The 25,988-nt window shown below is 58.6% G+C and carries 22 protein-coding genes; 6 read left to right on the forward strand and 16 right to left on the reverse strand.

The window, feature by feature from the left end:
- Positions 1 to 848: 848 nt before the first annotated feature.
- From ATB98_RS27745 to ATB98_RS02775, 14 genes are all read right to left on the reverse strand, one after another.
- Entirely contained in the window at positions 849 to 1,295 is a 447-nt protein-coding gene (locus ATB98_RS27745) for an Lrp/AsnC family transcriptional regulator (protein ID WP_022557287.1), read from the reverse strand.
- A 13-nt stretch (positions 1,296 to 1,308) separates the two neighbouring features.
- A complete protein-coding gene (locus tag ATB98_RS02710; RefSeq protein WP_066868680.1) occupies positions 1,309 to 2,094 on the reverse strand; it encodes a phosphotransferase in 786 nt (261 codons plus the stop codon).
- Between the two features lie 9 nt (positions 2,095 to 2,103).
- A complete protein-coding gene (locus ATB98_RS02715; RefSeq protein WP_066868682.1) occupies positions 2,104 to 3,519 on the reverse strand; it encodes an aspartate ammonia-lyase in 1,416 nt (471 codons plus the stop codon).
- An 8-nt stretch (positions 3,520 to 3,527) separates the two neighbouring features.
- Positions 3,528 to 4,406, reverse strand: a complete 879-nt coding sequence (gene dapA / locus ATB98_RS02720; protein WP_066868684.1) for a 4-hydroxy-tetrahydrodipicolinate synthase — start codon at positions 4,404 to 4,406, stop codon at positions 3,528 to 3,530.
- Between the two features lie 43 nt (positions 4,407 to 4,449).
- A complete protein-coding gene (locus tag ATB98_RS02725) occupies positions 4,450 to 5,871 on the reverse strand; it encodes an aldehyde dehydrogenase family protein (RefSeq protein WP_066868686.1) in 1,422 nt (473 codons plus the stop codon).
- Complete coding sequence (locus tag ATB98_RS02730; RefSeq protein WP_066868688.1) at positions 5,868 to 6,929, reverse strand: homoserine dehydrogenase; 1,062 nt, start codon at positions 6,927 to 6,929, stop codon at positions 5,868 to 5,870. The genes ATB98_RS02725 and ATB98_RS02730 overlap by 4 nt, the downstream gene beginning before the upstream one ends.
- 194 nt (positions 6,930 to 7,123) lie before the next feature.
- Entirely contained in the window at positions 7,124 to 8,035 is a 912-nt protein-coding gene (locus ATB98_RS02740) for an ArgP/LysG family DNA-binding transcriptional regulator (protein ID WP_066868692.1), read from the reverse strand.
- Positions 8,036 to 8,144: 109 nt separating this feature from the next.
- Positions 8,145 to 8,465, reverse strand: coding sequence for a DMT family transporter (locus ATB98_RS02745; protein WP_022557280.1), 321 nt, complete (start codon positions 8,463 to 8,465; stop codon positions 8,145 to 8,147).
- Positions 8,466 to 8,554: 89 nt separating this feature from the next.
- Complete coding sequence (locus tag ATB98_RS02750) at positions 8,555 to 9,766, reverse strand: trans-sulfuration enzyme family protein (protein ID WP_066868694.1); 1,212 nt, start codon at positions 9,764 to 9,766, stop codon at positions 8,555 to 8,557.
- 38 nt (positions 9,767 to 9,804) lie between these two features.
- Complete coding sequence (locus ATB98_RS02755) at positions 9,805 to 10,494, reverse strand: ABC transporter permease (RefSeq protein ID WP_066868696.1); 690 nt, start codon at positions 10,492 to 10,494, stop codon at positions 9,805 to 9,807.
- Positions 10,495 to 10,505: 11 nt separating this feature from the next.
- Positions 10,506 to 11,228, reverse strand: coding sequence for an ABC transporter permease (locus ATB98_RS02760; RefSeq protein ID WP_066868698.1), 723 nt, complete (start codon positions 11,226 to 11,228; stop codon positions 10,506 to 10,508).
- A gap of 66 nt (positions 11,229 to 11,294) precedes the next feature.
- Positions 11,295 to 12,056 carry a transporter substrate-binding domain-containing protein gene (locus ATB98_RS02765; RefSeq protein WP_066868700.1) on the reverse strand — a complete coding sequence of 254 codons (762 nt, stop codon included), beginning with the start codon at positions 12,054 to 12,056 and terminating at the stop codon, positions 11,295 to 11,297.
- Positions 12,057 to 12,093: 37 nt separating this feature from the next.
- Positions 12,094 to 12,876 (reverse strand): ABC transporter ATP-binding protein, encoded by a 783-nt coding sequence (locus ATB98_RS02770; RefSeq protein WP_066868702.1) that lies wholly within the window; start codon positions 12,874 to 12,876, stop codon positions 12,094 to 12,096.
- A 185-nt stretch (positions 12,877 to 13,061) separates the two neighbouring features.
- Positions 13,062 to 13,748 (reverse strand): B3/B4 domain-containing protein, encoded by a 687-nt coding sequence (locus tag ATB98_RS02775; RefSeq protein WP_066868704.1) that lies wholly within the window; start codon positions 13,746 to 13,748, stop codon positions 13,062 to 13,064.
- Positions 13,749 to 13,791: 43 nt separating this feature from the next.
- On the opposite strand from ATB98_RS02775, the gene ATB98_RS02780 reads away from it, so the two are divergent.
- Together ATB98_RS02780 and ATB98_RS02785 are read left to right on the forward strand one after the other, a co-directional pair.
- On the forward strand, positions 13,792 to 14,415 hold the full coding sequence (locus ATB98_RS02780; RefSeq protein WP_066868706.1) for a helix-turn-helix domain-containing protein: 624 nt from the start codon (positions 13,792 to 13,794) through the stop codon (positions 14,413 to 14,415).
- A gap of 21 nt (positions 14,416 to 14,436) precedes the next feature.
- Positions 14,437 to 15,639 (forward strand): aminotransferase class I/II-fold pyridoxal phosphate-dependent enzyme, encoded by a 1,203-nt coding sequence (locus tag ATB98_RS02785; RefSeq protein ID WP_084435246.1) that lies wholly within the window; start codon positions 14,437 to 14,439, stop codon positions 15,637 to 15,639.
- 71 nt (positions 15,640 to 15,710) lie between these two features.
- Here ATB98_RS02785 and ATB98_RS02790 read toward each other — a convergent pair whose 3' ends face one another.
- A complete protein-coding gene (locus ATB98_RS02790) occupies positions 15,711 to 17,069 on the reverse strand; it encodes a sigma-54 interaction domain-containing protein (protein ID WP_066868710.1) in 1,359 nt (452 codons plus the stop codon).
- Between the two features lie 254 nt (positions 17,070 to 17,323).
- Between ATB98_RS02790 and ATB98_RS02795 the strand changes: the two genes are divergently transcribed.
- The 3 genes from ATB98_RS02795 to acs all read left to right on the forward strand — a co-directional run bounded on the left by ATB98_RS02795 (position 17,324) and on the right by acs (position 22,087).
- Entirely contained in the window at positions 17,324 to 18,151 is an 828-nt protein-coding gene (locus tag ATB98_RS02795; protein WP_066868712.1) for an alpha/beta fold hydrolase, read from the forward strand.
- 14 nt (positions 18,152 to 18,165) lie between these two features.
- Positions 18,166 to 19,788 (forward strand): MFS transporter, encoded by a 1,623-nt coding sequence (locus tag ATB98_RS02800; protein ID WP_066868714.1) that lies wholly within the window; start codon positions 18,166 to 18,168, stop codon positions 19,786 to 19,788.
- 343 nt (positions 19,789 to 20,131) lie between these two features.
- Entirely contained in the window at positions 20,132 to 22,087 is a 1,956-nt protein-coding gene (acs, locus tag ATB98_RS02805) for an acetate--CoA ligase (protein WP_066868716.1), read from the forward strand.
- A 225-nt stretch (positions 22,088 to 22,312) separates the two neighbouring features.
- Here the strand turns inward: acs and ATB98_RS02810 are convergent, their stop codons facing one another.
- Positions 22,313 to 24,127, reverse strand: coding sequence for a methyl-accepting chemotaxis protein (locus ATB98_RS02810; RefSeq protein WP_066868718.1), 1,815 nt, complete (start codon positions 24,125 to 24,127; stop codon positions 22,313 to 22,315).
- Between the two features lie 1,328 nt (positions 24,128 to 25,455).
- Here ATB98_RS02810 and ATB98_RS30515 point away from each other — a divergent pair.
- On the forward strand, positions 25,456 to 25,797 hold the full coding sequence (locus ATB98_RS30515; protein WP_407695280.1) for a helix-turn-helix transcriptional regulator: 342 nt from the start codon (positions 25,456 to 25,458) through the stop codon (positions 25,795 to 25,797).
- Positions 25,798 to 25,988 lie beyond the last annotated feature (191 nt).

Below are 25,988 nucleotides of genomic sequence, written 5' to 3' on the forward strand. Positions count from 1 at the left end.
GGTGCAATTGTCGCTGGCGCCTTCTCGCGAAGCGATCCGACCATGCTCGCTGTCAATGCCAGCTTCTTTCAAGTCGCCCTGAATGCGCTCTGGTTGCCGCTCTACTGGAGAATGGCTGAAAAAGCTGGTATCGGGGCTTCATGCCGCGAGTGCCTCAGCGAGGTCGTCTGGCTCGGCGGAAGCCTCCTTCTCCTGATTGCCGCAACGCGAGCTCTGGGGCCCGAGGTTGCGATGCTCTGCGCCTATGGACCGGTCATTGTGCTGCGTTATATTGTCGACGAGCGCCCCGATGCGGGCCAACTCCTTGACGCCGTAAGGAGAATGGCGCCATTCGCGCTCCTCATCGCATTGCTCATGGCGACCCGGCTGATCTTGCCCGTGCGCGAACTCTTGCTGCAAACTGGGCGGCTGGAGCCGTTCGTCGGAGCCCCGGCCTGGTCGCCGCTGTTTCATGCGGGCACGTGGTTGGCTTTTGGCGCTGTCATCTGCGCATTCCTCTATGGTCATGTTTCCAGCTTGGGATCGCAAGTCCTCACAGCCTGGAGGACCGGGCGGCTCGCAATTCTTGCCATCATCATCTTCTCGATGATGGCAGAGCTGCTATCCAGCTCCGGGATCGCTGCAGCATTGGGGGAGGGGATCAATTCCGCAGCCGGCGGAGGCGCATTGACATGTCTTGCTCTTGTCTCGGCAGCGTTTGGAGCACTTGCAAACAGTGGTAACGCCGCAAACGGCCTGTTCATGAGCTCGCAGGTCAGTCTTGCGAAGGAAGCGGGCCTCAATGTCGCGGCCGTGATTGCCTTGCAACACACCGCCGCTCTGGCGCTCAACTGTACCTCAGGGTCTGATCACGCCTTTCGAACGACGGAAGAGAGCGCGAATGCCGTAAGCGTGTCGCGTACCCCGGGGAGTTCGGATATTTGCTGCCAGATCTGGCGAATACGATCGGCTTGCGAAGACTCGACCCTCACCACCAGGTCGAAATCGCCGGTCATGACGTCACAGGCGACAACCTCCGGGATTTTGCGTAGGACGTTGATGACGTCACCGCCTCTCATGCGGTCATGGCGATAGACGAACATAAGTGCGGTGGTCACCTGCCGGTCGTTTCCGCCCTCACCGGTGACAATCGTGTAGCCTTTGATGAAGCCTTCTCGTTCGAGCCGTTCGATGCGCACCCGCACGGCGTTTCGGGACAGGTTCACCTTTGCCGACAATTCCGCGTGCGGAATGCGGGCGTTGTTTTTGAGTTCGGCAAGTACCAGCTCATCTATTCGGTCCAGAAGATATTTCATCCCGTTGCCGCCTCTATTGGTCGAAGATATCTGGCGTGACCGAATGATAAGCAACAAGGGCACATTCAGGGGCCGAAGTCATTCGCGCGCCCGCAGCGGCGCGCTTCGCTGTTGAGGCAAGAACAAACGCAGGCAGAGCTGCTTTTTCTGCTCCCGAAAGCTTTCTGATGGTTTGATAACCGCTCAAGAGCGCATGGGCTTTGCGCCGGTCCAAACCGCCGTCGAGCCCGCCTGTCCAGTCAACGAGAACGTCGGCTATCTCAGTGATGAGGGCGTCATCATGGCGAAGCCTGAAATTGATGACACCGCTGACTTCCTCGCCAAGAAAAAAGACATTCGCAAAGACCAATGCACCATGTATGGGGCCCGATGGTAAGTCGGGCTGGCGGTTGAGCCCACCCTGCAAGCTCCTGTGTATCTGGCCCATAACGCGGCCCACACTCGCACATTTGGCTGGCGACGGGTCACTCGTCGATGACCCTGACACGAAGCTTACGATGGCTACGAGCCGACCCGCAGCCTGAAACGTGGCATTGCCGTCGACAGTGCGCCTGGGTTCGGGGCAGGGGACGCCCGCCCGATGCAGCGTTTCCATCGTCGTGAAAGCGCGTTCGAGATCAAGCGGCTCAGCCCCGTTTTCAAACAGGGTCACGATGGACTCCCCTTCGGCAGACCTGAACAGATAGGTCGTTTCACGATCGCCGTCGGCGATGCCGATCACCGAGGACAAACCTGTCAAGCCGTAAGCTTCCACGATCGCGTGGCGGTCTTCGTCAGACAGTTCGGTAAATACCGCCATGACTTCCCCTCAAGCGGACGTGCGCTGCGGGACGTTCGCAAACGTCGCGTAGTCGCTGAAGATTTCCTCGATCTGCCGTTCGGTCAGGCATCCGTCGTCCTCGACGATGGAGCGCAGACTTTTCTTTTCAGATAGTGCTCTCTTCGACAGCAAAGCCGCCTTGGAGTAGCCAATCAGCTTTGCTAGCGGGGTGGCCAAAACGAGAGACTGGTCCAACAACGCCCTGCAACGATCCTTATCGACCTCGATCCCCGCCACACATCGGTTGGCGAAGATTTCCATCCCTCTGGTCAGCATGCGTATTGACAGCAGGATGTTCAGGACAATGACCGGCTCCATCGCATTGAGTTGCAGTTGTCCGGCGCTTGCCGCCAGCGTCACCGTCAGATCATTGCCGATCACCTGAAATCCGATCTGATTCATCATTTCCGGAATGACCGGATTGACCTTGCCGGGCATGATCGAGGAGCCAGCCTGCATCGCCGGCAGCCGAATCTCACCCAATCCCCCGATTGGGCCACTGCTCAAGAGCCGCAGATCGTTGCAGATCTTCGTCATCTTCACGGCAATCCGTTTGAGAATGCCTGAGAAGGCGACAAACCCGCCTGTATCCGACGTCGCTTCCACCAGGTTACGAGCTGTCATGAGCGGCAGACCGGAGATCTCGGAGAGCTTCCTGCACGCAACGCTCGGGAAGGTCGGCGGCACATTGATCGAGGTCCCGATTGCAGAACCGCCGAGATTGACCTCCTGAAGAATTTTCTTGGCAGACTGCACCTGGATGATGTCCTCGTCGATCAGCTCCGCAAAGGCTTCGAACTCCTGGCCGACAGTCATGGGCACGGCGTCCTGGAGCTGAGTGCGTCCAACCTTTATGACATCCGCGAATTCAGCACCTTTCCGACGGAATGTGTCCCGAAGATTGACCTGCGCGGCGATGAGCGCGTCGCAAGTGCGCAACAGGGTCAACCGGATCGCTGTCGGGTAGACATCGTTAGTCGACTGCGAGAGGTTCACGTCGTCGTTCGGGTGAAGCGTGGAATAGTCTCCGACGCTGGCGCCCAGCTTGAGAAGAGCAAGATTGGCCACAACCTCGTTGACGTTCATGTTAGTCGAGGTGCCCGCTCCGCCCTGCATCATGTCCACTGGAAAATTGTCATCAATCGCTCTTAGTTCGATGAGATCGTCGCACGCCTCTGCGATCGCAAGAGCTTTTTCAGAAGACAGCAGTCCAAGCTCCATATTGGTCAGCGCCGCAGCCTGCTTCACCATCGCCATCGACCGAATGAGCTCGGGAAAGTCTCTCAGGCGGAAGCCTGTCACGTTGAAATTCTCCTCCGCGCGCTGAGTATGCACGCCAAACAGCTTACCCGCGGGAATGGAGAGAGGCCCGATGAGGTCAGTTTCTATGCGATCGATCTTCATCGGTGACCTCAACTCAAGATGTCAGCGTGGAGCATCGCCCGGTCGATCTGTTCGCGAACCGAGCTGCTTACGGGAACAAGAGGCAATCGCAGGTCCCCACGGATGCGTCCCAGCCGCTCCAGGGCATATTTTGGTCCAGCGGGGTTTGTTTCCAGGAAGAGCGCCCGGTGCAATGGCATAAGACGATCCTGGATCTCCAAAGCCGAGGCGAAGTCGCCTCCAAGGCAGGCGCGCTGGAATTCAGCGCACAGGCGCGGTGCAATGTTGGCGGTCACAGAAATGCACCCGTGCCCGCCATGGGCCATGTAGCCGAGGGCTGTGCCGTCTTCCCCGGTCAGCAGGTTGAAGTCCTTGCCGCAGGCCATGCGCTCCAGTGAAGGTCGCAGGAGATTGCCGGTGGCGTCTTTGACGCCGCTCACATTTTTGCAGTCGCTAATAATGCGCGCCAGCGTCTCGACCTGAATGTCGATCACACTGCGACCCGGAATATTGTAGACGATGATCGGGATCTCGGCCTCGGCATCTATGGCTTTGAAATGCTGATAGATGCCCTCCTGCGTCGGCTTGTTATAATAGGGCGAGACGACGAGCAATCCATCGGCGCCGGCTTCCTGTGCATGGCGAACGAAGTCGATTGCCTCCGCCGTGCTGTTCGAGCCTGCCCCTGCAATGACCGGGATGCGGCCGCCGACCGTTTTGACCGTAATCTCGACAACTTGTTTGTGCTCGGCATGCGTGAGTGTCGGACTTTCGCCTGTCGTTCCGCATGGGACCAGCCCGGATGATCCCTCCTCGATCTGCCAGTCGATAAGGGCGCGCAGCGCGCCTTCATCGACACGCCCATCAGCAAAGGGTGTAACAAGTGCGGTGATGGAACCTTTGAACAAAATGGTACTCCTGATGTTGCTGATGGGCTTGTTGGCTGGTGATCTATTGCCGTTTGAGCCTGTTGATGCAGACGACCTTTGGTTGGGTCATGTCTTCAAAAGCAAAGCGCACCCCTTCGCGGCCCATGCTGCCATACTTGAAGCCGCCGAACGGCATAGCGTCGAACCGGTAGTCGGAAGAGTCGTTGATCATGATCCCTCCGGCATCAATCCCGCTGGCCGCCTCGAGGGCTCCCTCGAGGTCATTAGTGAATATACCGGCGTGCAGACTGTAGTCTGGCGCATTCGCAAGGCGGATGGCATCGCAGAGCGCATCGAAGGGTTCGAGGATTACGATCGGGGCGAACACCTCTTCGCTCCATAGGTCGCAACCGAAGGAAACATTTTCCAAGACCGTCGGCGGGTAAAGGTTGCCCGCCGGGCTGTGGCCGCAAAGGAGGTCGGCGCCAGAAGCAATGGCGCGGTCGACCATCGCCGCTGCGCGTTGAACGGCACGTTCCGAAATCATCGGGCCGACATCAGTGTCAGGCTCAAGTGGGTTTCCGGTCTTGAGCATTTTTGTGGCTGCAACGAACTCCGACTTGAACCGCTCATAAATGGAGCGCTGGATCAGGATCCTCTGGGTGCCAATGCAGTTCTGACCCGCCGCCCAGTAGGCTCCAGACACGCAGCCGTCGACTGCAGCGACGAAATTGCAGTCCTCCATGACGATGACTGGTGCATTGCCTCCCAGATCCATCGCCAGCTTCTTGATGCCTGCAGCCTTGGCGATTGCCTCACCCGTGGCAAACCCGCCCGTGAACGAAATCATTCGCACGTCTCTTGCCACGACGAGTGCCTTGCCAAGATCCGCGCCACCGATGACAACCGTAACGATCTCTTCCGGAAGGCCGCTTTGCACCAGAACGTCGACCAGTTTGAGCGCCGATAGGGGAGCAAGCTCAGACGGCTTCAGGAGCACGGCGTTTCCACCGGCAATCGCCGGCCCAAGTTTGTGGGCGACCAGGTTCAGCGGGTCATTATAAGGGGTGATTGCCGTAATGATCCCGAGCGGCTCTCGCGTGTACCAGCCCTGCCGGGCTTCGGACCCAGCATAGGACTCGAACGGAATGACTTCGCCGGCATTGCGTTTGGCCTCATCGGCCGAGAGTTTTAGCGTGTTGACGCATCGGGTCGCCTCTTTGCGGGCTTGCGTTATCGTTTTGCCGGCCTCGTTGACGATCAGAAGCGCGAATTCTTCATGCGCCGCCTCAATGCAGGCGGCTGCCTTTTCGAGGATTGCAGCTCGCTTGTGGCGCGGCAAAGCTTTGGCGGCCTGCGCTCCGCGGTGCGCGCGTTCAATAAGGCTGCTCACGCAAGAAGCATCGCTGCTTGGAACGGTTCCGACGACCGATCCGTCGAAAGGGTTGCGCACGACGATCTCGTCGCTTGAAAAGGGTGCGTTCAGGGCAAGGCCGTGCATCATGCGGCCTCCTTTGCAATGGCGGAGGTGCTTTGGGTGTGAATTGCCACGATGTCGGACAGAAGAGCATAGGCGGTCTCAATTCGCCCCGCACCTGGTCCGGTGACCGTCACAGAACCGAGCAGCTTCGTGTTGAACGAAACTGCATTGGTTGGACCGTTGACGGCGGCGAGAGGATGCTCCAACGGCAGTTGCTTCGGCATGACGCTTCCGACGACGCGGCCGTCTGCCCCCCGGGAGGCGGAACCAATGAGTTTCCAGCGGCTGTTGGTCTTGGCTGCATCCCCGATGTCAGAAGGCGAAAGCTGCGAAATGCCTTTGCAGGTGACGTCATCCGGCTTGAGCTGCGCACCAAGCAGCTCATTGGCAAGGATGACGACCTTGAGGCGGACGTCGAAGCCTTCCACATCCGCCGTGGGGTCGGCTTCCGCGTAGCCGAGCTCCTGTGCTTCCCTGACGGCGGTATCGAAATCCAGGCCACTTTCCATGCGTCCCAGAACGAAGTTGGAAGTGCCGTTCAGGATTCCCTCGAAACCATCGACCTCAGCGCCCGCGAGCGTCTTCGCGGCCATTCGGATCACCGGCGTTCCGCTCATCACGGAACCCTCGTACTCAAACCGGACGCCATTTGCCTCAGCGAGGGCTTTCAGCTCCAACGCGGCGAGTGCCACCGGGCCCTTGTTTGTCGTCACCACATGCTTGCCGCTTGCAAGCGCCCAACGGCAATGGGAGACTGCGGGCTCGCCGTCCGTTGGGTTGGTGAACGTTGCCTCTACGACAATGTCTGCCGGAGCGGTCCTGATGATCGTTTCGTTGTCCGCTTCCGCGTTGCCGCCTGAGAGTTGGCCGAACCCCCCTTTGGTGAACTTGGCGTCAATCAGCGTCTTCGCGTCGAGCCCGTTTGGTGAGATCACGGAGCCCAGATAAAGATCGCTCACAGCGACAATGTTCAGACGGAACCCGAGCTCCCGCTCCCACAGCGTATTCCTTGTTGCGATAAGCTCGGCCAAAGCGCGGTTTACGCCGCCAAAGCCGATGAGGGCAATGTTGTAGACGGTCATGACAATCCTCCAATGACACCAATGATGTTCTCTGCTTGCCGAGAATGCGAGGCAGACCGCTCAGTGGGAACGGCGCAAATCGGCCAAAGGAGGAGGCATTTCGCCCAAAGTGCCTGCGTGACGATGCTGGCGCTCATTGCTTCTCTTGCGAACAATCCGGCGAGCCGCTGGAGGTCCTGCAACAACACTGACATCTATGAAATTCCGTCCAGTTTGAGGCTTTGCTGCGCAAGGCGGATGATGGCCGCCGTCAGCCCCTCCAGCTGTTGGACCGCTACGCGATGAACCTGCCATTGCACCGGCAAGTCGACGCCTGTCCCTTTGATCAATTCTGTCAAAGTGCCGGACTTGAGATGGGCCGCCGCAAGGTGAGCCGGGACAATGCCCCATCCAATGCCTGCGAGGGCTGCATCGAAGATGCTTGCGCGCGAGGGTAGCCGATGCACCGGAGACTCGACACCATCGCCGAGCGCAGCTTTGACCCATCGCTTCGGAAAGGGGTCCGTCGACCCCATGGCCAGACCAGGCGCTTTGGCCATCGCCTCGGGGCTTGCGCCTTGTGGAAAATGGCGGCTGCTATAGCCCGGTGTTGCCACGGCTAGGAGGCGCAGGCTGCCCAACGAACAGCTGTCGTGATCCTCAAGCCGTTCCTCGCCTAAGGTGACCGCAGCGACAACCTCGCCGGCTCGCAGCCTTTCTGGCGTCGGGATGGTCTCATTCAGAACCAGGTCGACGAGAAACGGTGCGGATCGTACGAAGTCGGAGACAGCATCCAGGATCCAGCTCCCGAGCCATTCCGGATTGGCGGCAATCCTGATGGTCATGCGTCCAGGCAGTGAGCCAGGACCGATAAGACCGGGCATTCTGGAGGCCAATTGGCGCTCGAGCAGTTCGACGCGCTCGAAATGGTAGACGAGCTGAGCACCCGCCGTGGTGGCGGAACACGGGCTTCCTCTGACGATCAACGCGACGCCGAGACGTTGCTCCAACTGCTTGACCCGCTGCGACACAGCTGATTGCGTAACCTTCAGTTCGCGCGCAGCTCTGTCGAAGCTGCCCAACCTGATGACAGAAACGACGGCCTTGACTGCCTGATAGTCGATCATGGCTCGAGTCCAGTCTGCGTTTGATGGTTGGCGAAGTTTGTTCTTGTCTGGGCTTGGCGCGCAAAATCGCTGACACCGGAACGCGCGAGCGACCGTCGCAAACCTTCTTTCATCCGGCGTTCGACAGCTTCATCATCAGGAGACCGGAGAGTATCATGGCGCCGGCGAGAATGCGCATTGGGGCAGCTGGCTCGTTCAAGACCAGGACGCCAAGCAGGAACGACCCGATGGCTCCAATGCCAGTCCAGACAGTGTAGGCCGTGCCAAGCGGAAGAACGCGCATCGAGAATGAAAGCAGCACACCACTTGCGATCATTGCGGCGACCGTGATTGCCGACGGAACAAGCAGTGTGAAGCCTTCGGACTTTTTCATATAGAAGGCCCAGACCACTTCGAGCAGCCCGGCGATGAGCAGAATAATCCAATGCATAATGTGTTTCCCTTGAGAAAGTCGCTGAGACAGCGGGAAGATCCCAAGGAGAGGGCTTCCCGCTGCACCGGGCGTCTGAATTCGCGTCTTCAGGACTGGCCGAAGGTCTCGTCGAGAGCGTTTTTGATATCGGCGATGAGGTCCTCGGGATCCTCCAAGCCGATGGAAAGACGCAGATGTCCATATTTCTGGAAATTCAGCGGATAGCGTTCGGCGCCTCCGCGGCCGCTCCCCCCGACGTGCACGATCAGGGTTTCGTCGTGGCCGAGCGAGACCGCTGAGGTGATCACCTTCAGATTGGAAACGAAACGGTTCTGGGCGTCCGGGTCCCCCTCGACCGCAAAGGCGATGACGCCGCCATAACCCTTGCCTCCAAATTGAGCCTGTGCGAGTTGGTGCTGGTCGTGGCTTTCGAGCCCGGGATAAGTGACGTAGGCAACCCGCTCGTCCCGCGCAAGGTTATCCGCAACGACCTGTGCGGTCGCGAACTGCTGCTTGAGGCGCAATGGAAGCGTGACTGAGCCGCGGGTGATCAGCCAGGCATTGAAGGGGGAGATCGTTCCGCCGAGATCGACAAGGGCGTCGGCCTTGACATGATGGATGAGCTCCTTGGAACCGACCACCACACCGCCCATAGCATCACCATGGCCATTGATGTACTTGGTCAGGGAGTGGATAACGAGATCGGCGCCGAGCGCCAGCGGCCGGAAAAAGGGGGGAGGCGTAAAGGTGGAGTCGACTGACAGAAGCGCGCCAGCCTGCCTGGCTATGGAGACCAGTGTCGCGATATCGGCAACCTTTGTAGTCGGATTGGCGATCGTTTCCGTATGGATCAGCTTCGTGTTAGGCCGCACGGCGGCTCTGACTGCCTCCATGTCGCCCATATCGACGAAGGTTGCCTCAATCTTGTAGCGCTGAGGCAAGAGCTCGGCGAAGAGCCGCCAGACGGCTTCATAAGTGACATCGCCGACGATCACATGATCGCCGCTTTTCAGGAAGGTGAAGAACACGGCGTGGAGGGCAGCGACACCGGTTGCGAAGACGGCTGCGTCCTCTCCACCTTCCATGGCCGCCAGCTTGCGCTGCAGGCAGATCTGGTTATGACCGGAATTGCGTGTATAGGAAGGCGCCTCCGTGTCCGACCAGTCCATGGTCGAGGGGTCGTAGGGCAGAAGATAGGAATTGGCCATGACGATCGGTGTGCGGATCGCGCCGGAGGTCTTGTCGATCTCGTTGCCGCCATGCACCGAAAGCGTGTTGAAGGAGAGCGTCGAAAGCTCGTGTTTGTCTGGTCTGGACATGTCGTGGGCCTCTGGTTGTTCTGGGTTTAAGGGCCGCGCTAGCGGCGCGTCGGCACAGCATTTTCGAGCTTCTGGAAGGCCTGCGTGATGAGAAAGGTCAGACCGACATAGAAGAGGGTGACGAGGAGCAGGGGTTCATAGACGAGCAGCGTGTCCTGGCGGATCTTGTAGGCGGCGCCATAGAGGTCCATCACCGTCACCGAAAACACGATCGGTGTGGCCTTGAGCTGAAGGACCACTTCTCCGGCGAAGGTGGGCAAGCCGATGCGGATTGCACGGGGAAGCCAGATCCGGCGCAGGATCATGGCAGGCGACATGCCAACGGCGCGAGCAGCCTCCAATTCACCCTTCGGAACCGCCAACATGGCGCCTCTGAGGATCTCACCTTGATAGGCTGCAAAATTCAGCGTCAGCGCAAGGGCGGCGAAGAACAGGCCTTCTCGCAATATCGGCCACAGGAAACTTGTCCTCAGTCCCGGTATGTAAGGCAGATACGTGCCCAGGCCGTAGTAAATGAGCCAGAGCTGAATCAGAAGCGGTGTGCCGCGGAAGAACGTGCAGTACCCCTTCGCAAGCCAGCGTGCGACGGGGTTCTTGCCCACCTGGGCGATCGCAAGGAAGATCGCCAGGCCAAAGCCGCAGGTCACCGAGATCACGAGCAGCAGGCAGGTGAGGAAAGCACCCTGCAGGATGAGATCGCGGTAGGGGAAAATCCAGCTGAAATCCATGTCTGGCTCCCTTACACAACCGGTCTTTGTCCGCGACGGAAGTAGGCTTCCAGCGCAGCGAAGAGCATGTTCGAGACTATGGTGATTACGAGGTAGAGCACCGCAGCAGCCAGAAAGAACACCATGTATTCCTTGGTGTTGCTTGCTGCGACGCGCGCGGCAAGCGCCAGTTCCTGGTAGCCGACGACGGCGATCAATGCGCTGTCCTTGATGACCGACATCCATAGATTGGCAAAGCCCGGCAGCGCGTTCGGGATGAGACCCGGCAGAACGATCCTGCGGAAGCGCAACGCCGGACGCATTCCGAAAGCCTTGGCGGCTTCCAGTTGCCCGACAGGGATTGCAAGGATTGCGCCGCGCAGCACCTCGGTCATGTAGGCACCTTGCACAAAGCCAAGGACCGCAACAGCCGCGACAAGACCGTTGATTTCGATAGGTCCCAGTCCCGCCCAGGCGAGGATACGGTTCAGGCCGTCAGTTCCCGCGTAATAGAGGGCAACGATCAGTATCAGCTCGGGTACGGCACGAATGATCGTGGTATAGGCATTGAGCAGGAATTGGAGCGGCCGAAACCCACTCAGTTTTCCGAGCGCGCCGAACAGTCCGATTAGCATCCCGACCAGATATGCTCCGGACGAGATCAGGACAGTGGCCAGGGCACCCGCAAGGAGCACGCCTCCCCAGCCGGGAGGAGCGATGGACAGAAGATCCAGCGCTGAATGTGTGGGGTTCATGGGAAGCCTTCCAGTCAGGACAAGGGATCGCCACACAGCTGTGCGGCGATCCGCAACGCCTTGGTCTCAATAGGGGTCGTAGTCGAAGTACTTCTTGCTGAATTCGGCATACTTGCCGCTGGCCCTGACGGCCTTGATAGCGGCGTTCAGCTTTTCGCGCAGCGCGTCGTCGCCCTTGCGCACTCCACCGCCGACACCCGCTCCGAGGATGGCATCATCCGGCTCGACATTGCCCTTATATTCGCAGCACTCTTCTCCGAGGTCTGTTTTCAGGAATTCCTTGAGCGGGCCGGTGTCGGCAAAGACGTAGTCGATGCGTCCGGAGGCAAGGTCCTGGAAGGACTCATCGACCGTCGCATAGCTCTTCTCGCTTGCGACGTCGGCAAAGTGTTTCTTGAAATAGGCGGATTGGGTGGTCGAGACGGCAATGCCCACCGTCTTGTCCTTCAGCTCCTTGGCCGTGACCCCCATGGCGCCGTCCTTCGGGCCGATCATCCCCGCCAGCGCCGAATAGTACTTTTCGGTAAAATCAATCCGCTTCTTGCGCTCGTCGGTGATCGACATGGAGGACCAGATCACGTCGATTTTCTTGCTTTCCAGCGCCGGGATGAGGCCATCCCAGGCAACGTCGACGATCGTGCACTTCTCCTTCAGCTCCTCACAGACGGCGTCCATCAGGTCGATCTCCCAGCCGATCGCCTTGCCGGAGGCGTCCTTGGTCGTGTAAGGCGGATAAGCCTCGTTGACGATGCCAAAGCGGATGTCGGCATGCGCATTTGCCGCCATCACGAACATGCCGATAGCCAGAGCTTTTCCCAGATGCTTCATTTGCATTCCCCTTTTTGCTGTTGAAAAGATTGAGTGGTTAGTGCGAACCGGCTGCAACGAATTCTTTGCAGCGAGCGCTCGTGGGCGCGCCGAAGACCTGTGCGGGGGAACCTTCCTCCTCAACCTGGCCCTGGTGCAGAAACATGACGCGTGTCGAGACATCGCGAGCGAACTTCATCTCGTGGGTGACCATGATCATGGTGCGGCCCTCCTCGGCGAGGCCGCGGATGACCTTCAGCACCTCCCCGACAAGCTCGGGATCAAGAGCCGATGTCGGCTCATCAAACAGCATGACGGCGGGATCAACGCAGAGTGCGCGAGCGATGGACGCGCGTTGCTGTTGTCCGCCTGACAGGAAGGCCGGGTAGGCGTCCTTTTTGTCGTAAAGACCGACCTTGGCCAGTAGTGCTTCGGCCTTCTCGATGGCTACGACCCGCTCGACCCCGAGCACATGTACCGGCGCTTCGATGACGTTCTCAAGGATGGTCATGTGCTGCCACAGGTTGAAACTCTGGAAGACCATGCCCAGGCCGGTTCTCAGCCTTTCGATCTGGCGCCAGTTCGCGGGTTGCGATTTTCCGCCGCGCCCGCTTCGGAACGCGACTTCTTCGCCATTGATGCGGAAGGAACCACAATCCGGAATCTCAAGGAAGTTGATGCAGCGCAGGAAGGTGCTCTTGCCCGAACCTGACGATCCAATAATCGAGACGACATCGCCCTTCTCGGCGGACAGGGAAATGCCCTTCAGGACCTTGTGGGCTCCGTAGCTCTTGTGAACATCACTCACGACCAGAGCGGGCGCGTGTTTCTCAGTGCGCATTGTTCCTCCTTTGCGATACGGTGAACGCCCGCTCCTCCGGGCAAAGCTTCGCCTCCGCCGCGTCGCCGCGACGAAAAATTGTCCGATCTGTCCGCGAATGACGCCACTTGTTAGCCGGCGCTTGCTTACAGTCTGGGGTAAGCAGTCAATATACTGACTTTCGTCACTTGCTCTGCGGGCGCTACCTACGCCGCCAGAAGGTTTTGCCTATATACTTCACACCCCGGCGCCAGTTGCCGAAGACCATTCACCAGCATGTTGGCCGCCTCCTCAAGCGCCTCCTCTGGCATCGTTTCGAGGCTCTCCAGGATGAACCACATCCGACCACCGATGAAATCCAGCCGCGTGCGCGTTCCCTGCCGCCAATTCCACCGGCGGCATGTCACGCCGATATCGTCGCGCCAGATCACCTCACCAACGGACGGATGCTCGATGATCGCCTCGCCATTCGCGACCGTGTCGAAGGCTTCCGTGCCGTCGGCAATCGACAGCCGCGGCTTGCCGACATAGGCATCAAAATTCTCACCCCCGACGGGTACGGCAAAACGCAGGCTGACGGCATTATAGAGGTCGACCAACGGATTGATGGAGGGTAGGCGACCGTCCTTTTCAACCCGCTTCTTCAGCGCCTGTGCAGAGCATGGCGTCCGGTTGGGCTTGGCCCCGAAACGGCTATAGACGTCTGCCCAACTGGCAAGATGCGCGTCGCCCCATTGTGGTCCACCGGCGCGGACGAAGTCACAGGCTTCCCCGAGCACGTCACACGCTATTGGTCCGCGGGTTGGATCGCCGGCATCAACCAAGATGCTGATCGCACGGAAATCCGGCGCTATTTCTGCGACAGACCTGTCGATGAGCGGAAAATCTAACATGCCCTCTAGCTCCCATTGACCAATTTAGTCTATAATATCGACCATGGAAAAGAAAGTCAATATATCGACCGACACGGTCGCCGATGTCGAGCGCGTCAGCGCAACCGTCTCCCAGAACCTGAAAACCTTCAGGCGCCAGAGCGGCCTGACGCTCGATGAACTGTCCCGCAAGTCCGGTGTGAGCAAGGGCATGCTTGTCGAGATTGAGAAGGGAACCGCCAATCCCAGCATCGCCACGCTCTGCCGGGCCGCCACCGCCTTGGGCGTGTCGGTTGCAGATTTCGTTGGCGTCGCGTCGAGTGTTCCTGTTCGCATCGTCCCACCGCAAGACGCATCGACCCTGTGGCACGGTCCGAAGGGCGGAAGCGCCACACTTCTGGTGGGAACCAACGGGCCGGACGAGATCGAGCTGTGGCGCTGGACGCTTTTCCCAGGCGAGATTTTTGAATCTCCCGGCCATTCGCCCGGCACACTCGAGCTCCTTAACGTCGAAACGGGTGAGCTCACGCTGAAGTTTGCAGACAGCGAGCACTTGGTTCCCGCGGGTTCATCCGTTCTGGCGCGAACCGAAGACAAGCACGCCTACATGAATTGTGGAAATGATGAACTACGGTTCGTAATGGCTGTGGCGGAACTGCAGCGACCTAGAGTGAGGACGGGTCTTTAGCGATCCACGATCGGGGCGCAGATGAGCAGCAAAATAACGAGAGATCAGCCAGTTTCGGGCAAGGCCTCGCCTGACGTCAATGAACTTGGCTTTTCGACCCGCTCCATACATGAGCCGTTCCCGTCTACTGCGATTGCGTCCCTTCGCAGTGGACCATCGGCTTCTGTCTGCGGTCGGACCACACTTGTCCATCCTGGCGGCGCGGACGGAGACCGGTCGGCGACATGGCTGCTCGAGCACAAGCTTGCTCGTCTTGAAGGAGCGGAGGCCGGTCTTGTCCTCTCCTCAGGTCTGGTTGCCTTTCGCACGCTTGTCCGGGCATTTCTTGCTGCCGGAGACGAGATGATTGTTCACAGGCCGGTCTGCACCGACACAGCTTACCTGATGCGGGAGATTGTTTCGGCGGTCGGCGCAAAGCTCGTCGCGGTGGATCTTTCGGAGCCGAGCGCGGTCAGCCGTTCAATAACCGAACGGACAAGATTGGTGTATTTCGATACGCCCACCAATCCACTGAACAGCGTTCTGGATGTCTCGGCCATTTCTGAACACGCTCACGCGTTCGGCCTCAAGGTGGCAGTTGATAGCACATTTGCAACGCCGGCCCTCCAAAGGCCGCTTGAACACGGGGCTGACATCGTGCTGCACTCGCTGTCGAAATACATGAACGGGCACGGTGATACGGTCGGCGGAGCATTGCTGGGGACGGCGGCGGATATTCGAAAGTCGCGCGACGAAAGCCTGCGCGAGCGCCTTGACACCGCCATCTCGCCGCAAGCTGCGTTCCTGATCCTGCGCGGGCTGAGCACTCTGGCGCTCAGAATGAATCAGCATTGCAACACCGCGCACGCCCTTGCCCTGACGCTGGAGGCCCATCCTTCGGTTGCCTGGGTGAGATATCCTTTCCTCACGTCACATCCCGATCATGAAATTGCACGCCGTCAGATGTCGGGCGGCTCGGGGATGCTTGCCTTTGGGCTTGAGACGGGCCCGGAGGGCGCTACGGCAATGATCAAGAGACTGAGGTTGATCAGGTCAGGCGGAGATTTTGCGGAGGTCGGTAGCTTCATCTGCGGTTCAGCTCGGCTCACCAATGCCCGTCATCTGTCTCTTGTCGGCAGCCAATTCTGCGTCAACCTTGGCGAGGACGTCATACGATGCTCGGTCGGCCTCGAGGACGCCGAGGATCTCGTTGAAGATCTTCTGACCGCGCTCGAATTTGCATAACCTGATCCCGACCAACCGGAGCTCATGCGCAAGATCGCATTCGGCGGCTTAAACCTTGCGCGACTAAAGGGCTACTTGCTAGGCGGGGCTTGCTCTTTCAACAGCCGATAGAGCTGCGCGCGGCTGATGCCGAGTACTTCGGCTGCGCGTTGCTTGTTGCCTCCGGCTTGCTGGAGGGCGGCGCGCAGGGCTGCATGGGCTTCGGATTTCATGCGGCTCTTCAAGTCGCTCTTCGCGTCCACAGAGGGAGACCGGTGGCGATCATCAAGCGATGCAGTGGATATACGCCCCGTCACGATCATGCGCGTGAGGGCATTCTCCAATTCCCGGACGTTACCCGGCCACGTATGAGCGACAAGCCGCTCATGATCCTCAGCTGTCAATACTGGTGCCGGTACGGACAGCCGCGTGGCGATGCGTGCAAGGAGGTGTTCGGCAAGGTGAGCCAGATCGCCCCTTTCTCTCAGGGCCGGGACCTCGATCGGCAGAACGTTCAGCCGGTGGTAGAGGTCCTCGCGAAAACGGCCCGTCTGCACCAGCTCGACAAGTGGCTTATTGGTAGCGCAGATGATGCGAACATCGATGCCGACCGGGTTGGTGCCGCCGACGCGCACGATCTCCCCGGTCTGGAGCACGCGCAGAAGACTGCCCTGCAAGGCAAGCGGCATGTCGCCAATCTCGTCAAGGAAGAGCACGCCGCCTGTCGCCAGTTCGAACTTGCCAGGTTTACCTTGGCTGCGCGCACCCGTGAAAGCCCCGCCCTCGTAGCCGAAAAGCTCTGCTTCGATAAGTTCGCTGGGAATGGATGCGCAGTTGACCCACACGAATGGCCCGGTAGAGCGGTCCGACAAGGAATGGGTTGCCTGAGCGGCCAATTCCTTGCCAGTGCCTGTCTCACCGCAGATCAGAACCGGCAGATCATAGGCGGCAGCCAGTTTAAGCGCGTCGCGATGCGCTTCCATCAACGGACCAGTCCCGATGAGATCGTCGAGACCGAACTTCGACTGCCAAGCTTTCGGCTTCGAAGGGATGGCGAGTTCCGCCTTTGAAATCCGGCCGTAGGTCTTTTTCAGGGCATCGTAGTCGGAAAACAGCGCCAGACCCACGGCGCCGATGATCCTTCCGTCCTTGTGCACAGGGACCTGCTTCGTCACCAGCTTATGGCCGCGCACTTCAAGCGGATAACCAATATGAGTGCCAATACCCCGCGCGACGAAATGAAGTTTGGTTTGCGGCCCCACCACATCGGTGATGTGCCGTCCGAGAAATTCCTCGGCCTCACCGCCAAGGAGGCGGCAATAGGGGTCGTTGATCAGGACGATCGTTCCTTCCGTGTCGACGGCGACAAGGCAATCAGAAACGTGATCAAGGACAAGCCGGAGGAACCCGGCTTCCTCGGAGGATCCTGCAAGCCATTCGGGAAGGGTCATATCAGCTGCCTGACTGTTCCTGGGATATCGCAAATCGCATGTTATCGGGTTTTGTCTCATTTGCGAGAATTTTTGTAACGCAGCCGAGACAAAGAGACGGAGTTACACCGCCAGCAAGACAGTGGGCAATCCACCCTGCGTTTCTAATAACCGTTTGTCTTGAGCGTGTTAGATTGAGCAACACTGGCATGCGTGGAACTGGCCCAGGGCTTGCGATGCTCCTTGGCGTAAAAACCGAAAGGGGAGCAGATACCATGCATACAGAAACAATAGAGATAGGCGATACGATTGTCCGGGTGTCGGGTGCGGGCCAACCGCTCGTCTTCGTGCACGGATTTACGACGACCGCGGAATTCTGGCGCGGGCAGGTCGAGGCCTTCTCATCCCGCTACAAAGTCATCCGTATCAACCTGCCGGGGCACGGCGTGTCGCCAAGGCCTGCCGGTCGCAGCTATACCATCGACGCCTTCGCAAACGACGTGCTCCAAGTCTTCCGCAAGCTCGACATCCGCCAGGCCGTCCTTGTCGGCCTCTCGATGGGCGGAACCATCGCACAAAGCTTTACGCTGGCGCATCCGGAGCGCGTACAGGCATTGGTGCTCGTCGGAGCGACGCCGCACGGACTTGGAGAGGACGTCAATGTCAATAATGTTCTGAAGGCGATTGACGACCTCGGGGTCGTCCAGGCCAGCCAGAACGTCATTGATCGGTCGTTCGGCAGCGCGGCCAGTCAGGAACTCCTGAACTTCGCCAGGCAGGAGGTCGCACAGACCCCCGATTTCGTGGCGCGCGAAGCGATTGCGTCACTGAATGCATCCGACAGTCGTTCGCGTCTTGGTGACATCAGGGTCCCGACACTGGTGGTCGTCGGAAACGAGGATATCATCACGCCGCCGTCGGAGTCGGTGATCCTGGCTGAGGGCATTCCGGACAGCAGGCTGGAGGTGGTCGAGAATGCGGGGCACTTCCCGATGCTGGAGCAGCCTCACAAGTTCAATGAAATGCTGGCAGCATTTCTACGGGCCTGTGAAGATCCGGTTTCTCAGGCGAGCGGCCAAGGCCTCTCGCAACATGCCATCTAGGGGAGGGGCTCGCAATGTCTGTTCATGAAATTTCGTCTGGAATCGTTGCGCGGGCCGAAGGCCTCGACCGCAACACAAAACGCACGGTCTTCGCTGCAGCGCTCGGAACCGTTTTCGAGTGGTATGACTTCTTCATTTATGGGTCACTCGCCGCATTCTTCAGTACGCTGTTCTTCCCCAAGGGCAACGAGACCGCAGCACTTCTTGCGGCACTTGCGACCTTTGGCGCCGGCTTTGTCCTTCGGCCGTTTGGTGCCATCGTCTTTGGGCGGCTCGGTGACCTCGTCGGCCGGAAGAAGACCTTTCTCGTCACCATGCTGGTCATGGGCCTTGCAACGGCTGCCATTGGCCTCTTGCCGACCTACGAATCGATAGGCTGGGCTGCCCCTGCATTGCTGGTGGCCTTGCGTCTCCTCCAGGGATTGGCTGTGGGGGGCGAGTTCGGCGGCGCCGTGACCTATGTTGCCGAGCACGCCGATCATAATCATCGTGGTTTAACGACCAGCTGGATCCAGATCACAGCGACGCTCGGTCTCTTCCTGTCGTTGCTCGTGATTGTGCTGTGCCGCAGCTCGATGTCGCCGGAGGCCTTCGCAAGCTGGGGCTGGCGCTTGCCCTTCGTCGGCTCGATCGTGCTTCTGGTTCTTTCGCTCTACATCCGACTGAAGCTGCATGAGTCGCCTGTGTTCCAGGAGATGAAGGCACAGGGTAAGGGCTCGAAGAATCCGATCGCCGAGACCCTCGGTGATAGCCGGAATCTTCGGCTGATTATGGTCGCGATCTTTGGTGTCGTCGCAGGTCAGGCGGTGATCTGGTACACGGGCCATTTCTACAGCCTCTACTTCATGACGACGACGCTGAAGATGACGCATGATCAGGCCAACTTCTACCTCCTGATCGCGCTGACGCTCGGCACGCCCTTTTTCCTGTTCTTCGGCTGGCTTTCCGATCGGATTGGACGCAAATGGATTGTCGTGACAGGTTGCGCACTGTCGGCGTTCCTGATCATGCCACTCTTCCAGGCGCTGGGGACCTACGGCAACCCCACCCTTGCCGAGTTCCGCGCGAAGACGTCGGTCACGCTCGCTGGAAACGACTGCGACCACGACCAATCCTTCGTCGGGCAATTGTTCAGCCCCCAGGCGACGACCGATTGCCAGAAGGCGAAGGCGCTTCTCACGGCCCGGGCGGTTCCATACACGGTCAAGACCGACGCGGAACCCCTGCGGGTTCAAGTGAACGGCGGTGAGGCGAAGTCGTATAACGAAGCTGAACTGCTCGCGGCTTTGACTGCAACTGGCTTGCCTGATCCGAAAGCACCCGTTCAACCGAACGGACCCGCAGTCATCGGCATCCTGTTCTGCCTCGTGTTCCTGGCCACGATGGTGTACGGCCCTCTCGGAGCGCTTCTTGTCGAGCTCTTCCCTGTCCGTATCCGCTACAGTGGTGTTTCCGTTGCCTTGCAGCTCGGGAACGGCTGGATCGGGGGATTCGCTCCATTTGTCGCGACGGCGGTGGTGATCGCCACAGGCAACATCTTCGGTGGGCTTTGGTATACCGTCGCGTTTGCCGGACTGACGGCCGTGATCGGTGCGCTTCTCCTGCCGGAAACGCGGGGCCGCGATCTGAATAGCTGACGCGGCGAAGTGGTTCACTCAACAGTCGACTGCCAAGTCTCCTGGTTTCCTGAGTCACCAACAGATCGACGTAGACGAAGTCCGGGCAACTCGCCCGGACTTCTCTTAGGGGCTCGCGGAACGCCCCGTCAAAAGAGTTTCATCAACTCACGAACAAGGCGGACCACGAGTTGAGCTCTGGCCGGTGCAGCCGCGGGCCCTCGAATGCTTGAATTTCTGCGAGGACATCCTGCAGCGGTCTCGTGCAGCGACTACAAAGCAAGCTGCAGGGGGCTCCTGAGATTCATCCTCCAATGAAGTGCCTGATGCTTCAGTACCATTGCCAATTTATGAGGACGAGTTCATGTCAGCCAAAACCTATCCGGTGCTGAAATCCGCAAAGGTCCGCCCCCTGATCGACGACGAAAAGTACCAGAAATGGTATCAGGAGAGCGTCGAAGAGCCTGAGAAATTCTGGGGCAAGCACGGCAAGCGGATCGATTGGTTCAAGCCCTATACGAAGGTCAAGAACACGTCCTTCAAGGGCAAGGTACCCGTCAAGTGGTTCGAAGACGGCCTTACAAACGTCTCCTACAACTGCATTGACCGTCACCTGAAGACGCATGGCGAACAGACCGCCATCATCTGGGAGGGCGACAACCCTTATATCGACAAGAAGATCACCTATAACGAGCTCTATGAGCATGTCTGCCGCATGGCGAACGTGTTGAAGAAGCACGGCGTCAAGAAGGGTGATCGCGTCACAATCTACATGCCGATGATCCCTGAAGCGGCCTATGCTATGCTGGCCTGCGCGCGCATCGGCGCCATTCACTCGGTCGTGTTTGGCGGCTTCTCACCGGAAGCTCTCGCCGGCCGCATCGTCGACTGCGAATCGACCTTCGTCATCACCTGCGATGAGGGCGTCCGCGGCGGCAAGCCAGTGCCACTCAAAGAAAATACCGACATCGCGATCGACATCGCCGCCAAGCAATATGTCATCGTCAACAAGGTGCTCGTCGTTCGCCGCACCGGTGGCAAGATCGGCTGGGCGCCGGGCCGCGACATCTGGTATCATCAGGAAGTTCACACGGTTAAGCCGGAATGCCCGCCGGTCAAGATGAAAGCGGAAGATCCGCTGTTCATCCTCTACACGTCCGGCTCCACGGGTAAGCCGAAGGGCGTCATGCATACGACGGGCGGTTACCTCGTCTATGCCTCGATGACGCATGAATATGTCTTCGACTATCACGATGGTGACATCTACTGGTGCACCGCCGACGTCGGCTGGGTCACCGGTCACTCCTACATTGTCTACGGGCCGCTTTCGAACTGCGCCACAACGCTCATGTTCGAAGGTATCCCGACTTTCCCGGACCAGGGGCGGTTCTGGGAGGTGATCGAGAAGCACAAGGTCAACATCTTCTACACCGCACCGACCGCCATCCGTTCGCTGATGGGGGCCGGCGACGACTTCGTGAAGCGCTCGGACCGGTCGTCGCTGCGCCTGCTCGGTTCGGTCGGCGAGCCGATCAATCCAGAGGCCTGGGAGTGGTATTACAACGTCGTCGGCGAGCAGAAGTCGCCTGTTGTCGATACCTGGTGGCAGACGGAAACGGGCGGCATCATGATCACGCCGCTGCCGGGCGCCACCAACCTCAAGCCCGGCTCCGCTACGCGGCCCTTCTTCGGGGTCAAGCCGGAGCTGGTCGACAACGAGGGAAAGGTGCTGGAAGGCGCGACCGACGGCAATCTGTGCATCACCGACAGCTGGCCGGGACAGGCCCGCTCGGTCTACGGCGATCACGACCGCTATGTGCAGACCTACTTCTCCACCTACAAGGGCAAGTACTTCACGGGCGACGGCTGCCGACGTGACGAGGACGGCTATTACTGGATCACGGGCCGCGTTGACGACGTCCTCAACGTGTCTGGTCACCGCCTCGGAACCGCGGAAGTCGAATCGGCACTCGTTTCGCACCATCTTGTCTCGGAAGCGGCGGTGGTCGGTTATCCGCACAATATCAAGGGGCAGGGCATCTATTGCTATGTTACTCTGATGTCGGGTCACGACGGCAACGACGCGCTGCGGGCCGATCTGGTGAAACATGTGCGTACGGAGATTGGTCCGATCGCGACACCGGACAAAATTCAGTTCGCGCCGGGATTGCCGAAGACCCGTTCCGGCAAGATCATGCGCCGCATTCTGCGTAAGATTGCCGAGGATGATTTTGGCGCGCTGGGCGACACCTCGACGCTCGCCGATCCGGCAGTCGTCGATGATCTGATCTCCAATCGTCAGAACAAGATGCCGCAGTAAGCTCAACTTCACTGGCACCTATAGGGAGAGGGCCGGTCACCGTTGGCTCTTTCCATCCGACAAATGCCACGACGCAATTGCACCGCCTGTAGTTTCGCAGCCTCGCAGTTTGAGCACTGTTTTGCTCCGTTGGTGGTTCAGCGCCCTCCGGCGGCACGAAGCCGCCGGAGGCAGTAAAGTTTCATTTGCGGTAAAAGCAGTTCATTCAACGAACGGGCTAGCGCCCTACGCAGCCTCATAAAGAAGAGTGTCACGATTGCTGGATTCGGTTTTGAAGTTGGCAATCAAACTGAGCAGGCCTTCGGTATCAGTTGCCAAAGCCGCCGCAATTTCGGTCGATGCCTGCGCCATGGCAGCATTTTTCTGGGTTGCCACGTCAAGTTCATTGATCGAACTCGCCACGCTTGAGAGTGTCGTGTCCTGTTCTTTGGCGCTACGGGCAATACTTGCTACAAATTCATCGGCTTCTTCTATCTGTCTCGATATTCGCTGGAGCGCCTGACCGGCATTGCCGACAAGGCTCACACCTTCGGTGACCTGAAGCGTCGACTTGGAGATCTGATCCTTGATCTCTTTCGCGGCAGAGGCTGAACGCTGTGCTAGCTCGCGCACTTCCTGGGCAACAACTGCGAAGCCCTTACCGCTTTCGCCTGCTCGAGCGGCTTCGACGCCGGCGTTCAGTGCAAGGAGATTGGTCTGGAACGCGATCTCATCAATGACACTGATGATATTGGAGATCTCTCTCGCAGAATGTTCGATTCCGGCCATCGCGCTGATTGCTTTCACGACAATTGCTTCGCTCTGGGTAGCTTCCTGGCTGATGGCGCTTACCTTGGCTGCTGCGCTATGCGCTCCCTGCGCTGTTTCCCGGACGGTAACCGCCAGTTCATCAATTGCAGCTGAAGCCTCTTCAAGGTTTGCTGCTTGAAGTTCGCTGCGGCGCGCAAGATCGGCTGACGCGCGATAAATTTCATCCTTACTCATCGAAATGACCTGGCCTTTTTGATTGACGACAGCCAAGGCCAGTTCGAGTTTCTCCATCGCAGTATTGAAGTTCAAGCGAAGGGCAGCATACTTCTCACCTAAATCACCGCACCTTACAGTAAGATCGCCGCGGGATAATGCTTCTAGGGCCCCACTGATTGTGGAAACGACATGCGATTGGACCGATCGCTCTGCCTCTTCGAGCTGCAATCGCTGCTCTCGTTCGGCTTCTAGGGCGAGTTTGTTCTCGGCATCGCGACGCTCCAACTCCAGCCGCCTTCTCACTCTGTCTTGAAGGGTCTTGATCGAAGTGGCCATCATGCCGATTTCACTTGGCTGATCAGTGTAGGGAATTTGATAGGAGATGTCCTGTGCGGCTATTGCACCGAGCGCCTTGCGAATCTCCGAAAATGGCACCGTGATGCTTCTCAGCAAAGCGACCGCAATAGCCACGCTGACAGCAAGCACTGATAGGCCGATAATCGCAGCGTTCTTGTATATCTGGTAGTTCTTGCCGTCGATATCGTCCATGTAGGTACCTGTCCCCAGTACGATCTGCCATGGCGCAAAATCCCGCGCATAAGCCGTTTTCACGACTTGTTCCTCGGCAGGAAGTCCCGGCTTTGGCCAGTAGTACTGCAATGATCCGCCACCATTGCGAGCAAGCTCTATCAATGTTTTGACGACGGGGACCCCGTTTTTGTCCTTGGTGCCAATAAAGTTCGTCCCAACGTCCTTCTTGTCCGGCATCAATACGCGCACACCATTGTAGTCGTACCCGAATATGTAGCCGGTTGGTTCAAAGCGGATCGCTTCAATTGCGTCGGCAGCCGAGGACAGGGCCGCTTCATGACTTAACGTTCCCGATTTCTCGGCTTCGTAGAAGTGATTCATGATAGAGTAGGCGATATCCACCTGGCTCTTCAACGCCTCGATCCGCTCACCTGAGACATTGTCCATGGCGGTCTTGACCAAGCCGGCCGCCGTTAAGGACAACGCGAATGCCAGGCCACAGATGAACAGAACCAGCTTATTTCGCATTGAAATATTACGCATCCTTCTCTCCAAGTATTGAACGGGTTTTAAGACTCGCGGCCTGATGACTATTGTTCCGCGCGCATTCCCTACTTGGATACGCGGCCAACAGATCGAGCCCGACATGTTGTGGATTTGAATCGCAAAGTATTAACAGTGTCATAGAGACGAGATCAACGTGAATGCTTCGCGGCGTTATCTGGACAATGTTCGCAATATGGACAGAGATGGCGTGGATTGAGCCAGTGAGCGTTGGCCGGTCGCATCTGCATCGTCTTTTCGAAAAAGATGGCTGTCGCCAGGTCGTATTCTTCCTCGAGCGGAATGAGTGGCGAGCTCCTCGCCGGCTCGAGCCGGCGGATTTTCACTTGACGCTCCCGTTCGACCGCGGTCGCCCGGCTGCATACTTCAGGATCGGTTTGTCGGGACTCCGCCTCCAGCAGCTCGCCTGACTGTTTCAGCGATGATACTGCGCGTCTCAAATTTGGGACATGCTGTCAGGAAACTCGATCCCAGAGAGGCGCTTTGCGAGTTAATTACGCAATCATTTCAGAGCAGTATTAAACGGCTCCTGAGCTGGCCTGAGGATTGCTGGAGGATCTTCGACTGATTGATAATAGTTGCGGGCGGGAGACTGTGCGTCGCCAGCCATCGCGACTATTTGCTTGGCGGAGGCGATCGTGCGGCTTGTTGAGATTGCTGCCACCGGATGTGGGCGGCTTGGGTTCCATGGTCGATCGGGTCTCAATCAACGCACAGTCAAGCTGGGAGGCCAGGAAGACGAGATCGCGATCTCGGGGAACAGTTTCTTGATTGGCCGAACCGGTCCGCCTGGCGAAGACTGTGTTCCAGAAATGATAAACGCTCTGAGTAAGGTGTCCGGGCTTTGTATCCTGTGCTTGCCAATAATCAAAGCGGATAAAGCAGCCGGCGGCGTCGGATCCGCTATGAAGACTCAAGCCCGCGGTTTCTTTTCAAGTAGCTGGAGCGCCACCAGAGAGCGCCTGCTGGTCGCTGAGGTCAACCACTTGGTTTTTGCGTTCGAGGCGGCCGCACTAGAGAAGGCCTTGAGTGTGCTCCTCGGGAAATCTGCACTTTCAGGTTCCGAATTGGATGGGGAAATCGACCTGGACTTGCCGACCGGATCACACTTGGCGGGGCTTGTCGATCTCATCTGGAATTGTATCGACGCCCCTGAAGCACATCGGCTTGGGTGCGAGGCTGTCGACTGTCTCGTCCAGTCCGTTGTTACCGCCCTATGTTGGGCTATCGTCGCAAGTCCTCTTCGACGAAAGGGGCGACCTGCGTCGCCGGCAATGCCTTGGCACGTAAAGCGCGCTATCGGATATATGCGCGCCAATCTCGGGCACTCCATGACTGTGGCATCCATTGCGCGCGAGGCTGGGATAAGCGTCAGGGCCTTGCAGCTCGCGTTCAGGCGGTTCAAAGGGACTACACCTCTCAGCTATCTCCAAGCGATGCGACTCGCGGCTGCACGCGAGGAGTTGCTAAACAGCACGTCCCCTCTATCGATTTCTGCCGTGGCACGGAAGGCTGGATTCACGCACATGGGACGGTTTGCTGCAGCCTACAGTGAAGCGTACGGGGAGACCCCATCGGAAACGCTTGCTGCGTCAGGGCGCCTCGTCGCGAGAGGCGACCGACAAGCTCGCGGATATCCACTTCGGTGAATGCCGGCTCCCCAGATTGTGCTGTTGCCGATGCTTTAGTCAGATGGTGCGGTACTCCGCCGTCCGACGACGTTCTTTGAGGGTCGCCTCCGTGAACTGGTTTTGGGCAGAAGATCATGTCCCAGGGAGTGGTGTAGGTGGCGGCTTTGGTCGCCGCGTTCTCCGGCATGGGCCGGGATGATCAGCGCGCC

This window comes from Sinorhizobium saheli, from assembly GCF_001651875.1.
GTDB classification, from domain to species: Bacteria; Pseudomonadota; Alphaproteobacteria; order Rhizobiales; family Rhizobiaceae; genus Sinorhizobium; species Sinorhizobium saheli.

What these genes read in the sequence shown, in the direction of transcription:
- ATB98_RS02755 (WP_066868696.1), bottom strand. Translation starts at nt 10,494, where the DNA reads ATGGATTTCAGCTGGATTTTCCCCTACCGCGATCTCATCCTGCAGGGT.
- acs (WP_066868716.1), top strand. Translation starts at nt 20,132, where the DNA reads ATGTCAGCCAAAACCTATCCGGTGCTGAAATCCGCAAAGGTCCGCCCC.
- ATB98_RS02765 (WP_066868700.1), bottom strand. Translation starts at nt 12,056, where the DNA reads ATGAAGCATCTGGGAAAAGCTCTGGCTATCGGCATGTTCGTGATGGCG.
- ATB98_RS02790 (WP_066868710.1), bottom strand. Translation starts at nt 17,069, where the DNA reads ATGACCCTTCCCGAATGGCTTGCAGGATCCTCCGAGGAAGCCGGGTTC.
- ATB98_RS02780 (WP_066868706.1), top strand. Translation starts at nt 13,792, where the DNA reads ATGGAAAAGAAAGTCAATATATCGACCGACACGGTCGCCGATGTCGAG.
- ATB98_RS02725 (WP_066868686.1), bottom strand. Translation starts at nt 5,871, where the DNA reads ATGATGCACGGCCTTGCCCTGAACGCACCCTTTTCAAGCGACGAGATC.
- ATB98_RS30515 (WP_407695280.1), top strand. Translation starts at nt 25,456, where the DNA reads ATGCGCGCCAATCTCGGGCACTCCATGACTGTGGCATCCATTGCGCGC.
- ATB98_RS02775 (WP_066868704.1), bottom strand. Translation starts at nt 13,748, where the DNA reads ATGTTAGATTTTCCGCTCATCGACAGGTCTGTCGCAGAAATAGCGCCG.
- ATB98_RS02740 (WP_066868692.1), bottom strand. Translation starts at nt 8,035, where the DNA reads ATGATCGACTATCAGGCAGTCAAGGCCGTCGTTTCTGTCATCAGGTTG.
- ATB98_RS02710 (WP_066868680.1), bottom strand. Translation starts at nt 2,094, where the DNA reads ATGGCGGTATTTACCGAACTGTCTGACGAAGACCGCCACGCGATCGTG.
- ATB98_RS02760 (WP_066868698.1), bottom strand. Translation starts at nt 11,228, where the DNA reads ATGAACCCCACACATTCAGCGCTGGATCTTCTGTCCATCGCTCCTCCC.
- ATB98_RS02770 (WP_066868702.1), bottom strand. Translation starts at nt 12,876, where the DNA reads ATGCGCACTGAGAAACACGCGCCCGCTCTGGTCGTGAGTGATGTTCAC.
- ATB98_RS02810 (WP_066868718.1), bottom strand. Translation starts at nt 24,127, where the DNA reads ATGCGTAATATTTCAATGCGAAATAAGCTGGTTCTGTTCATCTGTGGC.
- ATB98_RS02750 (WP_066868694.1), bottom strand. Translation starts at nt 9,766, where the DNA reads ATGTCCAGACCAGACAAACACGAGCTTTCGACGCTCTCCTTCAACACG.
- ATB98_RS02785 (WP_084435246.1), top strand. Translation starts at nt 14,437, where the DNA reads ATGAGCAGCAAAATAACGAGAGATCAGCCAGTTTCGGGCAAGGCCTCG.
- ATB98_RS02795 (WP_066868712.1), top strand. Translation starts at nt 17,324, where the DNA reads ATGCATACAGAAACAATAGAGATAGGCGATACGATTGTCCGGGTGTCG.
- ATB98_RS02745 (WP_022557280.1), bottom strand. Translation starts at nt 8,465, where the DNA reads ATGCATTGGATTATTCTGCTCATCGCCGGGCTGCTCGAAGTGGTCTGG.
- ATB98_RS27745 (WP_022557287.1), bottom strand. Translation starts at nt 1,295, where the DNA reads ATGAAATATCTTCTGGACCGAATAGATGAGCTGGTACTTGCCGAACTC.
- ATB98_RS02800 (WP_066868714.1), top strand. Translation starts at nt 18,166, where the DNA reads ATGTCTGTTCATGAAATTTCGTCTGGAATCGTTGCGCGGGCCGAAGGC.
- ATB98_RS02730 (WP_066868688.1), bottom strand. Translation starts at nt 6,929, where the DNA reads ATGACCGTCTACAACATTGCCCTCATCGGCTTTGGCGGCGTAAACCGC.
- ATB98_RS02715 (WP_066868682.1), bottom strand. Translation starts at nt 3,519, where the DNA reads ATGAAGATCGATCGCATAGAAACTGACCTCATCGGGCCTCTCTCCATT.